This window comes from Mesorhizobium sp. M4A.F.Ca.ET.090.04.2.1 (assembly GCF_003999085.1).
Classification (GTDB): Bacteria; Pseudomonadota; Alphaproteobacteria; order Rhizobiales; family Rhizobiaceae; genus Mesorhizobium.
Genome location: NZ_RZOT01000106.1, coordinates 1 through 12,875, shown reverse-complemented (window position 1 = coordinate 12,875; position 12,875 = coordinate 1). Strand labels below are relative to the sequence as shown.

At 64.3% G+C, this 12,875-nt stretch carries 11 protein-coding genes; 6 read left to right on the top strand and 5 right to left on the bottom strand.

Going from position 1 to position 12,875, the window contains the following annotated elements; translation table 11 throughout:
• Positions 1–257: hypothetical protein (locus tag EN781_RS34750; protein ID WP_210213466.1), on the top strand; the 257-nt coding region annotated here is incomplete at its 5' end.
• Positions 254–1,786, top strand: coding sequence for a glycosyltransferase (locus EN781_RS10335; RefSeq protein ID WP_126056782.1), 1,533 nt, complete (start codon positions 254–256; stop codon positions 1,784–1,786). The genes EN781_RS34750 and EN781_RS10335, both read left to right, overlap by 4 nt.
• A gap of 147 nt (positions 1,787–1,933) precedes the next feature.
• Here the strand turns inward: EN781_RS10335 and EN781_RS10330 are convergent, their stop codons facing one another.
• Positions 1,934–2,401 carry a VOC family protein gene (locus tag EN781_RS10330; RefSeq protein WP_126056781.1) on the bottom strand — a complete coding sequence of 156 codons (468 nt, stop codon included), beginning with the start codon at positions 2,399–2,401 and terminating at the stop codon, positions 1,934–1,936.
• Positions 2,402–2,658: 257 nt separating this feature from the next.
• Here EN781_RS10330 and ilvD point away from each other — a divergent pair, with 257 nt between their 5' ends.
• A complete protein-coding gene (ilvD, locus tag EN781_RS10325; RefSeq protein WP_126056780.1) occupies positions 2,659–4,503 on the top strand; it encodes a dihydroxy-acid dehydratase in 1,845 nt (614 codons plus the stop codon).
• A gap of 10 nt (positions 4,504–4,513) precedes the next feature.
• Here the strand turns inward: ilvD and EN781_RS10320 are convergent, their stop codons facing one another.
• On the bottom strand, positions 4,514–4,954 hold the full coding sequence (locus tag EN781_RS10320; RefSeq protein WP_126056779.1) for a hypothetical protein: 441 nt from the start codon (positions 4,952–4,954) through the stop codon (positions 4,514–4,516).
• Positions 4,955–5,038: 84 nt separating this feature from the next.
• A complete protein-coding gene (locus tag EN781_RS10315) occupies positions 5,039–6,793 on the bottom strand; it encodes an ABC transporter ATP-binding protein (RefSeq protein ID WP_126056778.1) in 1,755 nt (584 codons plus the stop codon).
• Between the two features lie 174 nt (positions 6,794–6,967).
• On the opposite strand from EN781_RS10315, the gene EN781_RS10310 reads away from it, so the two are divergent.
• Entirely contained in the window at positions 6,968–8,248 is a 1,281-nt protein-coding gene (locus EN781_RS10310) for an amidohydrolase family protein (protein WP_127399952.1), read from the top strand.
• An 82-nt stretch (positions 8,249–8,330) separates the two neighbouring features.
• Entirely contained in the window at positions 8,331–9,254 is a 924-nt protein-coding gene (locus EN781_RS10305; protein ID WP_126056776.1) for a DMT family transporter, read from the top strand.
• A gap of 18 nt (positions 9,255–9,272) precedes the next feature.
• On the opposite strand, the gene EN781_RS10300 is transcribed toward EN781_RS10305, so the two are convergent.
• Entirely contained in the window at positions 9,273–10,175 is a 903-nt protein-coding gene (locus EN781_RS10300; protein WP_126056775.1) for a phosphotransferase family protein, read from the bottom strand.
• 110 nt (positions 10,176–10,285) lie between these two features.
• Here EN781_RS10300 and EN781_RS10295 point away from each other — a divergent pair, with 110 nt between their 5' ends.
• On the top strand, positions 10,286–10,918 hold the full coding sequence (locus tag EN781_RS10295) for a methyltransferase domain-containing protein (protein WP_126056774.1): 633 nt from the start codon (positions 10,286–10,288) through the stop codon (positions 10,916–10,918).
• A gap of 4 nt (positions 10,919–10,922) precedes the next feature.
• Here the strand turns inward: EN781_RS10295 and EN781_RS10290 are convergent.
• On the bottom strand, positions 10,923–12,875 hold a 1,953-nt coding region (locus EN781_RS10290), incomplete at its 5' end, for an FAD-dependent oxidoreductase (RefSeq protein WP_145965474.1).

The following is a 12,875-nucleotide window of genomic DNA, read 5'->3' as shown; positions in this document are numbered from 1 at the left end:
ACTATTGTCTGCGTGCGCGGCTGAAGGGCTTCAGGGTCATTGCGCTACCGACAGATGGGATCATCCACCGCGAATCCGCGACGCGAGGTTCCGAAGCCACGCCTGAGGTGCTGAGGATGCGTATCGCGAGCATGCGCCTGATAGCGGAGCGTTGGCGCGAGGCCGTGGATCAGGATCCCTTTTGCAATCCGCATGTAGATATGGGCGATCGGCCGCAAGCCGGATTTCCGTGGACTGACAGGGTGGGCAATCCGTGACGATCAAGGATTTTGCGCGAAGGGTCGTTCGCTACGTTCGGCGTGCCGTCCTGTCGCGGCGGCAGCAGATGCAGGGGGTGCTGGGCATCGAATGGGAGCATCGGCATCTTCAGGCATTGGCCGAGCTGGCCGGCGTCTTCGACCCGGAGTGGTATTTGACTGCCCACAAGGATGTCGCCATGAGCGGCATCGATCCGTTCGCGCACTATATGAACCATGGCTGGCGCGAACGGCGGAAGCCGGCGAACGGGATCGATATCGAAACCTATGCCGCTCTGGCTCCTGGGTTCCGGCCGGGCCACGACAATCCGATCGCGCACCTTTTGCGCAACGGCTTCGAGGACCCCCATCTCAAGGCGGTGCGGACGAAGCTCACCGAGCATAGGGTCATCCCCTTCCCGCGAAATCTGGAGGATGGCCTGTGCGTCAGCGGATATCTGTGCTCCGAGATTGGCCTGGGCCAGGCGGCACGTAATATTGTCTATGCCTGCGACGCGGCGCGTCTACCCGTTTCGTCTCGCGCCCTTGCTTTGCCAGGGCGCGAGAACGACGCCGAATTCGCAACCAAGTCCAACCCCGTGGTCGACCGCAAGGCTCAGCTCGTCGTTACCGGTCTGGCGGCCACCGAGCATTATCGCCAGGACATCGCGCCGGGCCGGTTGAACATCCTGTTTCCGTTTTGGGAGCTCGGAAGGATCCCGCGGGAGTGGCATGCCGCGATCCGTGATTTCGACGAGGTGTGGGCGCCTTCGCGCTTCGTGGCGTCCGCCTTCGATGAACTTTCAGGCATAACCCTGAAGCACGTGCCGCAGCCCGTGCGGCTCCCGTTGCATGTGCCGGCACCCCGCTCCGACCGCGCAACGCTGCGCTTCTTCACCTATCTGGACTTTGACTCCTACGTCGCGCGCAAGAACCCTCAAGCCGCGGTTAACGCCTTCCGCGCCGCCTTCCCATCGGCGAAGCGTGATGTCGAGCTCATCGTCAAAACGCGCGGCGAGCGCGATGAAGGGCTGCGGCAGTGGCTTGGCGACATGGCCGCGCAAGACGACCGGATCCAGATTGTGGACCACACGCTTGATCGCATGGGCGTGGATGCGCTGATGAGGGGGTGCGATGCGTTCATCTCGCTCCATCGCTCCGAAGGCTTCGGCTTTGGCGCCGCCGAGGCGATCGCGGCCGGAAAGGCTGTGGTGGCCACCGACTATGGCGGCACGACCGACTTCATCAATGAACTGACCGGATATCCCGTCGCCTATGCCTTGGAGCCGGTTCGCCACGGCGAATATGTGCAGACCAAAGGTCAGGTCTGGGCAACGGCGAACGCCGACGCCGCAGTCGAGGCCTTGCGCATGGTCTACGCTTCGCCCGGGGATGCCGAGGCGCGTGCGCGGCGCGGCTTCGCGTTCCTGAAGGAGCAGCAATCGCTCGTCGTGGTGGGCCGGCGTATTGCGCAAATCCTTTGGGAGCATGGTCTGATCCAGCAACCGACCGGGCCCGACACAACAGTGCCGGCCGGCCGTTCTTCGTAGCGGCCGGGGCAATTCCAGAAAAATCGTGAAACGGTTGGGCTCGCCGACTTCGCCGTAGCCTTCCGCCCGCAATTGCGTCAACAAAGCATGGTTCTCCGTTCCGTGAAACGGTGAACCACTCTCGAGCTGGAGCGAGCCTCGCGCGGTTCAGCCCCTGGCTGCCGCTTCGATCTTGGCGATGTCGATCTTGCCCATCTGCATCATCGCCGACATTACACGGCCGGCCTTGGCCCTGTCCGGATCCTGAAGCAGCCGCGGCAACTGCTCCGGCACGACCTGCCAGGACACTCCGAACTTGTCTTTTAGCCAGCTGCATTGGCCGGGCTCGCCGCCCTCGGTGAGTCTCTCCCAGAAATAGTCGACCTCTTCCTGCGTCTTGCAGTCGATCGACTGCGAGATCGCCTCGTTGAACTTGAAGTAGGGGCCGCCATTGAGCGCCTGGAACGGCACGCCGTCGAGCTCGAACGTGGTCAACAGCACTTTGCCCTCATCTGCGTGCCCCTCGGGCCAACGCATAACGCTCAGCACCTTTGAATTCTTGAAGATGGAGACGTAGTGGTTCATCGCCTCTTCGGCCTGGCCGTCGAACCACAGGCAGGTGGTGATCTTTTGCATGTCTTGCTCCTCTGGGCTGGTTTTCTGAAGGCTGCTTCACCATGAAACGGCTGACCAGGCGTTTGGTGCCTTAGTCCCTGCCGTTGGCCCAAGGACGGTCGAATCGGGCGCGATCCGACAGCACCGTGCGATTTTTCTGGCGAAACCTGGCGCATCGCAAAAGCGTGGCCAGACCAGCCGACGACGTATATAAGGCCTGCGGCTCAATTCCGGCTTTCCGCGCCCTCCCGACGCGATATGACATTAAGGACAGGTCAATGCCCGCCTATCGTTCCCGCACCACCACCCATGGCCGCAACATGGCCGGCGCCCGCGGCCTGTGGCGCGCCACCGGCATGAAGGACAGTGATTTCGGCAAGCCGATCATCGCCGTGGTCAACTCCTTTACCCAGTTCGTGCCAGGCCATGTCCATCTGAAGGACCTCGGTCAGCTGGTCGCGCGCGAGATCGAGAAGGCAGGCGGCGTCGCCAAGGAATTCAACACCATCGCCGTCGATGACGGCATCGCCATGGGCCATGACGGCATGCTTTATTCGCTGCCGTCGCGCGAGCTGATCGCCGACTCCGTCGAATACATGGTCAACGCGCACTGCGCCGACGCCATGGTCTGCATCTCCAATTGCGACAAGATCACCCCCGGCATGCTGATGGCCTCGCTGCGCCTCAATATCCCGACCGTCTTCGTCTCCGGCGGGCCGATGGAAGCCGGCAAGGTGGTGCTGGCCGGCAAGGCACAGGCGCTCGACCTCGTCGACGCCATGGTCGCGGCCGCCGACGACAAGATCTCCGACGAGGACGTCAAGGTCATCGAGCGCTCGGCCTGTCCGACCTGCGGCTCCTGCTCCGGCATGTTCACCGCCAATTCGATGAACTGCCTGACCGAGGCGCTCGGCCTGTCGCTGCCCGGCAACGGCTCGACGCTCGCCACCCACGCCGACCGCAAGCGCCTGTTCGTCGAGGCCGGCCATCTGGTCGTCGATCTCGCCCAGCGCTACTACGAGCAGGACGACGAAAGCGCGCTGCCGCGCAGCATCGCTTCCAAGGGCGCGTTCGAGAACGCCATGGCGCTCGACATCGCCATGGGTGGCTCGACCAACACGGTGCTCCACATCCTCGCCGCCGCGTATGAGGGCGACGTCGACTTCACCATGGAAGACATCGACCGCCTGTCGCGCAAGGTGCCGGTGCTCTGCAAGGTGGCGCCCGCCAAGTCCGACGTGCACATGGAGGACGTCCATCGCGCCGGCGGCATCATGGCCATCCTCGGCCAGCTCGACCGCGCAGGGCTGATCAACCGCGATCTGCCGACGGTCCACACCGCGACGCTCGGCGAAGCGCTCGACCATTGGGACATTTCCCGCACCTCCGCTGCGAACGTGCGCGATTTCTTCCTCGCCGCTCCCGGCGGTGTGCCGACGCAGGTCGCCTTCAGCCAGGACCGCCGCTGGGACGAGCTCGACCTTGATCGCGAGAAGGGCGTCATCCGCTCGGCTGAGACGCCTTTCTCCAAGGACGGCGGCCTTGCCGTGCTGAAAGGCAATCTGGCCCTCGACGGCTGCATCGTGAAGACCGCCGGCGTCGATGAATCGATCCTGAAATTCACCGGTCCGGCCCGGGTCTTTGAGAGCCAGGATGCCTCGGTCAAGGCGATCCTCGGCAATGAGATCAAGGCGGGCGATGTCGTCGTCATCCGTTATGAGGGGCCGCGCGGCGGACCCGGCATGCAGGAAATGCTCTACCCGACCAGCTACCTGAAGTCGAAACGCCTCGGCAAGGCTTGCGCGCTGATCACCGACGGCCGCTTCTCGGGCGGCACGTCGGGTCTGTCGATCGGCCATGTCTCGCCGGAAGCCGCTGAAGGCGGCGCGATCGGCCTGGTCCGGGACGGCGACAGGATCGAGATCGACATCCCCAACCGCACCATCCGCCTTGCCATCAGCGACGCCGAGCTCGACGCCCGCCGCGCGGCGATGGCGGCAAAAGGCGCGGATGCCTGGAAGCCGGAGGAAAAGCGCAAGCGCAAGGTGACGACCGCGCTGCGTGCCTACGCCGCCTTCGCCACCAGCGCCGACAAGGGGGCGGTGCGGGTCGTGCCGGAGTGATCGATCGAGGTTAGTGGTACTGGCCGTACCAAGGCCATTCCGCATCCGGAAGATAGGGCCAATCCGTTCGGGTTGGCAGCGATCGCTTTGCGTCCTCCGCTTGCTGCGGCGTCAGGAAGATGCCGAAAAGATCATTTCCGCCGTTCAGCGCATAGAAGCGCACGTCCGAACCGGCGAGTTGGTCGTTGATGATCTTGAAGAACACGTAGGTGGCCGTACCCCAGCTTCTGCCCTCGCTTTCCGGAACGTCCGGAGCGTATAACACGTATTCCTGCCCGGCTGCGCGCACGGCATATCTGGTCGTGTGTGTGTCGACGCTCTCCTCGATTGCGGTCGGGTTTTTCACATACTGCCGAAGCTCGGGCAAAACCTCTTGATAGGTCGTCGCCATTCCTTGTTCGGCGAGATTTTCCGCGTCGAGGTGACGCGCCTTGTCGTAGTCGAGGGCCATTGCAGGAGATCGCACGGCAAGGGTGCCCAACAAGGCCGATCGTAGAAAGGATATGAGCCGAGCTGCGCGCACAATCGCACTCCGTTATGGCATCAGCTGATACTCATAAAGTTTCTGATACACCCCGCCCTGCTTGAGCAGGACCTTGTGCGGGCCGCTTTCCACCACCTTGCCGCCCTCCAGCACCACGATCGTGTCGGCCTGGTGCACCGTTGACAGACGGTGAGCGATGACGATCGTCGTGCGCCCGACAGTGAGCTGCTGCAGCGCGTCGCGGAACAGCGCCTCCGACTCGGCGTCGAGCGCGCTGGTCGCCTCGTCGAGCAGCAGGATCTCGGCGTCGCGCAGCATGGCGCGCGCGATCGAGATCCGCTGGCGCTGGCCGCCGGACAGCAGCGAGCCGTTCTCGCCCACCTCCGTCTCGTAGCCCTTGGCCATGGCGGTGATGAAGTCATGCGCGTTGGCCGCCTTGGCGGCGGCCATCACCTCCGCGTCGGTCGCGTCCTCCCGGCCGAGGCGGATGTTGTGCATGACGGTGCCGGCAAATAGGAAAGTGTCCTGGCTGACATAGGCGATCTTTCCCCTGAGCGAGGCGAGCGTCGCATGGGAGATGTCCTGGCCGTCGAACAGCACCTTGCCGTCCTGCGGGTCGTACATGCGCATGATCAGGTTGAGGATCGTCGACTTGCCGCTGCCTGAAGGGCCGACCAGCGCCGTCATCCTGCCCGCCGCGAGCGTGAGGTTGAAGCCCTCGAAGACTGGCTGGCTTTCCGGGTAGGCGAAGCTGACATCCTCGAAGCGGATTTCGCCGGGCCCAACCCGTAGCGGCCTCGCGTCGGGCTTTTCGGCCAGGGTCAGCGGCCGGTCGGCGAGCTGGAACATCATGCGCACGCCGACGATGCCGGTCTCCAGCGAAATGCGCACGCGCGCCAGGCGCTTCGCCGGCTCATAGGCGAGCAGCAGTGCCCCGATGAAGGCCATGATGTTGCCCGGCATCTGGCCGCCCTGCAAAACCAGGAAACCGCTCACAAAGACCGCGCCGGCGATCGCCAGTCCGGCGAGCGTTTCCATCACCGGACTGGTGGCGGCTTCCAGCGTGGCTATGTTGTTGGCGCGGTTCTCGACATCGGAAACCGCCGTGTACATGCGCTTGCGCATCGCGCCCTCGAGATTGAAGGACTTCACGACACGCACGCCGACGGCCGTCTCCTGCATCACATGCACGATCTGGCCGAGCGAGCGGAATTCCATCTTGGCAATCTGGCGGACGCGCTTCAGGATCCGGTTGACGCCATAGATGGCCACGGGCCCGATGACGAAGCAGATCAGGGACAGCGCCGGCTGCTGCCAGATCATGACCAATACCAGCACGATCAGCGTCACCAGGTCCCGCACATAAGACGTGACGACGAGGTCGAGCACGCTGCGCGCGGCCTGCGCATTGTTGGTCATGCGGGTGATCAGATCGGACGACGAGGTCGCATGGTAGAATTCTATGCCTTGCGCCAGGATGCGGTCATAGATCTTGCGCTGACGGTCGGCGATAATGGCGTTGCCGACGCGGCTCATGAAATAGGCCTGGACGAAATTGGCGACGCCCTTGAGAAGGAAGATCACCGCGACCCCGACCGCGATCAGATTGACGCGGTCGAGCCTCTTATAGATCACGAATTCATTGGTGATCTCTTTCAGGATCCAGGCGCTGGCGCCGGTCGTGGCGGCAACCACCAGCATCGACAGTATGGCGGCGCCATAGCCGAATTTGTGCTCGTGGAAGGATTCCCTCACCAGCCTCGCGATTAGGCGCTGGTTTTCCGTCGAGCGGAAGATGCGAAACAATCGGCCGATCCCATGCCTGGCTGAAACGAATTTCGGATTCGCCACGAGGGCGAGAGGCGGCTTATAGAGCGAGTTGCCGCCGGATGGAACCTTTCGCACTTGCGGAACGAAACGACCGTGGCAGGGTGTCTTTTGCGCCACGACGGCAAGCTGATTCTTCAGGGGATGACGCAGATGGATTTCGACCTCATCGTGCGCGGCGGCACGCTGCCTGATGGCAGGGTTGCCGACATCGGCATCGCCGGCGAGACGATAGCGGCGATCGAGCCCGAACTCGCCGCCAAGGCAGGGGACGTGATCGACGCGCGTGGCAATCTGGTTTCGCCGCCCTTCGTCGACCCGCATTTCCACATGGACGCCACGCTCTCCTACGGCATTCCGCGCATCAACGCGTCGGGCACGCTGCTCGAAGGCATCGCGCTGTGGGGCGAGCTGAAGCCGCTGTTGACGCATGAGGCGGTGCGGGAATGGGCGCTCGCCTATTGCGACTGGGCGGTGTCGATGGGGCTGCTTGCCATCCGCACCCATGTCGATGTCTGTGACGACCGGCTGCTCGCGGTCGAAGCGCTCCTCGACGTCAGGAAGACGGTGGCGCCCTATATCGACCTGCAACTCGTCGCCTTCCCGCAGGACGGGCTTTACCGGTCGCCGACGGCTCGTGAAAACACCATCCGCGCGCTCGATCTCGGCGTCGACATTGTCGGCGGCATCCCGCATTTCGAGCGCACCATGGCCGACGGCACGCGCTCAGTAACCGAGCTCTGCGAAATCGCCGCCAAACGCGGTCTGATGGTCGACCTGCACTGCGACGAGACCGACGATCCGCTGTCGCGCCACATCGAACAGCTTGCCTATGAGACCGAGCGGCTCGGCCTGCAGGGCAGGGTGGCCGGTTCGCACCTCACCTCCATGCATTCGATGGACAACTACTACGTCTCCAAGCTGTTGCCGCTGATCGCCGAGGCCGGCGTGTCGGCGATCCCCAATCCGCTGATCAACATCATGCTGCAGGGCCGCCACGACACGTTCCCCAAGCGACGCGGCCTGACCCGGGTGAAGGAGATGCTGGCGCTTGGCATCCGCGTCGGCTGGGGCCAGGATTGCGTGCTCGACCCCTGGTATTCGCTGGGCACCGCCGACATGCTCGACGTCGCCTTCATGGGCCTGCATGTCGCCCAGATGTCGAGCCCTGCCGACATGGCGCGCTGTTTCGACATGGTCACCAACGTCAATGCCGCCATCATGGGCCTCGACCACCTCGGGCTTGCCGTCGGCAAGCGGGCGAGCCTCGTGGTACTCGACGCCGGCAATCCGAGCGAGGCCGTGCGCCTGCGCCCCGATCGCCTCTGCGTTATCGCACGGGGCAAGGTGGTGGCGGAACGGACCAAACAGGAGACGCGCCTGTCGATTGCCGGCCGGCCGTCACAGGTGAACCGGCGGCACACATCGGCGTAGCGCCAGCCGATTCCCGGCGCTGGTCTTACCGATTGCCCGAATTCCGCTCGTCAAACCGGCTGCTTGCGTCTAGGGAGCCGGTATGGCTCCATCGCTCGCCCGCAACCTCACGATCAGGAACGTTCTCCTCGCCGGCATCCTCTTGATGCTGGCTGGCGATTTCATGTTCGCGCTGAACGATGCGATGGGCAAATGGCTGGTCGCTTCCTTCTCCGTCGGCCAGGTGGTGCTGGTCCGCTCGATCGGCGCTTTCATCGTGCTTGGCCCGATGATCGTCAGCCAAGGGCCCGGCAAGCTGTTCGATATGGAGCGGCCGGTCTTGCAGCTTCTGCGCGTTGTCGCCACCACGCTCGACACCGGGCTGTTCTATGCCGCCGTCGTCTACCTGCCGCTCGCCGACGTGATGAGCTTCTACATGGCCGGACCGATCTACGTCGCCGCGCTGTCGCATCTGCTGCTCGGCGAGAAGATCGGCTGGCGCCGCTGGCTGGCGATCGTGGTCGGCTTCTGTGGCGTGCTGGTCATCCTGAAACCTTCCTCGGCCGCCTTCTCGCTGTCGTCGGCCTATGCACTGATCGGCAGCATCGCTTTCGCCTTCGCCATCATCCTCAACCGTCGCCTGCGCGGCACCAGCGACACCACGCTCGTCACCTGGCAGACGATCGGCACGCTGCTGGTCGGTGGGGTCTTGACCATCGGCGCCTGGCGCACACCGTCCGCGCTCGATCTCGGCGCCCTGCTGCTGCTCGGCGTCGTCTCCTGCTCCGCGCACCTGATGATCACCAGGGCGCTGAAGCTGGCGCCGGCCTCGACGCTGGCGCCGCTGCATTACAGCCTGCTTCTGTGGGCGATCGTCTTCGGGCTGGCCTTCTTCGGCGACGTGCCGAGCCCCCGCATCCTGGTCGGTTCGGCGATTGTTGTGCTTGCCGGCATCTTCATCTTCCATCGCCAGAAGGTGGTGGAGACGGTGGTTCCCCCGGAGAACGTGCCGAAGGGCGTGAACTAGGGCTCGCAGTTCTGGCGGCTAACCCTTGCGTATCGCCGCAAGGTGCAGCGAGAACTCCGCCGTCTCCATCAACGCCTTGCAGCGGACGAAGCGGCCGTCGGCATAGGCGCGGAAATCGTCGACCGGATTGTTGTTGGCGAGCTGGATCAACCCCCACAGCGTCCAGAGAAGGTCGCACATGGCCTTGTAGATGACGACGCGGCCGCGCTCGGCGGGCTTCGGCGCGCGGCCGAAATAGGCGAGCATCAATTCCTCGTCCTGCGCGGCGTCGAACTTGCCTTCGACGGAGAGATCGCCGAGGTCCCAGTGCGGATCGTTCATGCCCGAATATTCCCAGTCGACGATCCACATCCGGTCGCCCGTATCGAGAAAATTCTCGCACAGCGGATCGCAGTGGCAGGCGACAATGGGAATGGGGTGGGTTGCAAGTGCCGCCCGCACGCTGTCGGCCTCCCGCACCACGTCGTGATAGCCTTCGGGCAGCGCGACATCCTTGGTCGACAGCACCTTGAGATAGTCGTCGATCATCGCAAACAGCTCGAAGCGGAAGGGAAACATCGCGCCGGATGAGTGCAGCTTGCGGAAGGCTTCCCCCGCGCGTGCCGGGCTGCCGGGCCTGGTCTTGAACTTCTCCGGCGACATCGTCTCGGCGCCGGCGACATAACGGGTCACCAGCACACCAGTTCCGGCGTCGGCATGCAGCACCTCGGGGCTGACGCCGGCCTTGGCCGCCTCGCGCGCCGCCACCGCCTCATTGGCACGGTTGATATACTCCTCGGTGCCCTTGCCGGGGATGCGCAGGCAAAGATCGCCGGCCCTGTAGACGAGATTGGTCAGGCCGCCGAGCCGCTCCAGCGGTCCCTGGTAGCCCGCCAGCACCGGAATCGCGGCCAATGCCGCGCGTGCCTCGTCCATCACTATGCCCCCGTGTTTACCTTCACACCTTGTTTATGGAGGAACGGTTCCACAATTTTCGCCATTTGGCTATCATCCGATCAGAGTCGACTCGATCAGGCGGCGGCAACAGAAAGATGGCAGACAGCAAGCATCTTGGACCGCTCACCGCGGCCTACGCGGCGAAGCGGCCGGAAGAGGTGGCAGCACTTTACGACCGCTGGTCCGAGACCTACGACGCCGACATGTCGGCGGCCGGTTATCGCCATCCGACGATCTGCCTGGCGCTGATCGCCCGCCATCTGCCGCGCGGCGCCGCGCCGCTGCTCGATGCCGGGGCCGGCACCGGCCTGATCGGCGAATGGCTTGCCATCACTGGCTACCCCGAGGTCGAGGCGCTTGATATTTCGCAAGGTATGCTGGACAGGGCTGCCGCCAAAGGCGTCTACACGGCGCTTCACTGCCTGGCGATGGGTGGGCCATTGCCCTTCGCGGACAACGCCTATGCCGGCATCGTCTCGGCAGGCGTCTTCACTTCAGGCCATGTCGGCGCCGAGGGTCTGGACGAGTTGATCCGCATCTGCCGGCCGGGCGGGGTGATCGTGCTGACGGTCAAGAACACGCTGTGGGAGGCCGGCTTTGCTAAGCGCGTCGCCGCGCTCGAGGCAGGGCGCACGGTCGGCTGCGTCGAAGAGACCGCGCCCTATGTCTCAATGCCCGGCGAGGCCGACACCGTGCCCAGCCGCGGCCTAGTCCTGCGCGTGATCTGAGGCCCTAGGCTTTGATCTTTTCCCCGGCCGGATCGTACAGCGGCTCGAGATGGATCTTTGCCGGCGTCCGCTCCATCGCCACCACCAGCTCATAGTCGCCGGAGGCGAGAAAATCGTCGCCCACGCCGGCTGCGTTGCGCACATAGCCGTAGCCGATGTTCCTGCCCAGCGTGTAGCCATAGCCGCCGCTGGTGAGGTAACCGACCGGCTCGCCGTTGCGCAGGATGGTCTCGCGTCCGACCAGCACGATCGCGGGGTCGTCGACAGTGAAGCCGGCAAAGCGTTTCTTCAGCGCCTCGCCGGCGGCGTTCTCTAGTGCCCTTCGGCCGACGAAGTCGGTGTTCTTGCGAAGCTTCACCGCCCAGCCGAGGCCAGCCTCCTGCGGCGTGTCGTTGGGCGTGATGTCGGAACCCCAGGCGCGGTAGCCTTTCTCCAGCCGCAGCGATTCCAGCGCCCGGTAGCCGATCGGGCGAATATCGTGCGCCTCGCCTGCCGCCATCAGCGCGTCGAACACCTCGCCGGTCGCCGCGATCGGCACATGCAGTTCCCAGCCGAGCTCGCCGACATAGGTGACGCGCAACGCCTTGACCGTGTGGCCGACGATCGTGATCTCGCGCGCATGGCCGAACGGGAAGGCGGCGTTGGAGACATCCGCGTCGGTCACTGCCGACAGCACGTCGCGGGCGCGCGGCCCCATCAGTGTCAGCGTGCCGAAATCCTCAGTGACATCCTTCAGCGCCACGTCGAGCCCCTTGCCGACATGGTCCTCGATCCATGACAGATCATGCGTGCGAAAACCGGTGCCGGTAACGATGTAGAACCTGTCCTCGCCGAGCCGAGAGACGGTCAGGTCCGCCTCGATGCCGCCGCGCGTGTTGAGGAGTTGCGTATAGGTCAGCCGGCCGACCGGCTTGTTGACGTCGTTTGCGCAGATCCAGTCGAGCGCTTTCAGGGCATCCGCGCCGGTCATCTCGTATTTGGCGAAGGACGACTGGTCGAAGATGCCAACCTTCTCGCGCACATGCCGATGTTCCTCGCCGACCGCCGGGAACCAGTTCTGCCGGCCCATGGAGTAAATGTCCTGCGGCTCCACAGCGTCGGGCGCGAACCAGTTCGGCCGCTCCCAGCCGAGCTTCGAGCCGAACACGGCGCGGTGCTGCCTCAGCCGCTCATAGAGCGGCGAGACGATGCGCGGCCGGCCCGACAGATATTCCTCATGCGGAAAGCCGATCGTGTAGTGCTTGCCGTAGGCTTCCAGCGTGCGGTCGCGCACCCATTGCCGATCGCGGTGCAGGTTGGAAAAGCGCCTGATGTCGACCACCCAGAGGTCGAGCGGCGCCTCGCCGTCGACCACCCATTGCGCCAGCACCCAGCCGGCGCCGCCGCCCGACGCGATGCCGAAGGCGTTGAAGCCGGCGCCGACGAACATGTTGGCGCATTCGGGTGCCGCGCCGAGGATGAAATTGCCGTCCGGCGTGAAGCTTTCCGGCCCATTGATCATCTGCTTGACGCCGGCATGGGCCAATGCCGGCACACGCTCGATCGCCTGCGCCATATGCTGCTCGAAATGATCGTAGTCGTCGTCGAACAGCCGGAATTCCCAGTCATTGGGAACGTCGCCTGTCGTCCAAGCTTGCGGGTTCGGCTCATAGCCGCCCATCACCAGCCCGCCGACCTCTTCCTTGAAATAGGTGCGGCGGTCGGGGTCGCGTATCGTCGGCGCGTCGGTCGCCCGCCCCTCGATCTTTTCGGTGATGATGTACTGGTGCTTGACCGGCTGCAGCGGCACGTTGATGCCGGCCATCGCGCCGACCTGGCGGGCCCACTGCCCGGCGCAGTTCACCACCTTGTCGCAGGCGATGTCGCCCTTGTCGGTCTTCACCGCGGTGATGCGGCCGTCCTTTATCGCGAAGCCGGTGACGCGCACCTCCTCGAACAGTTTCGCGCCATGTATGCG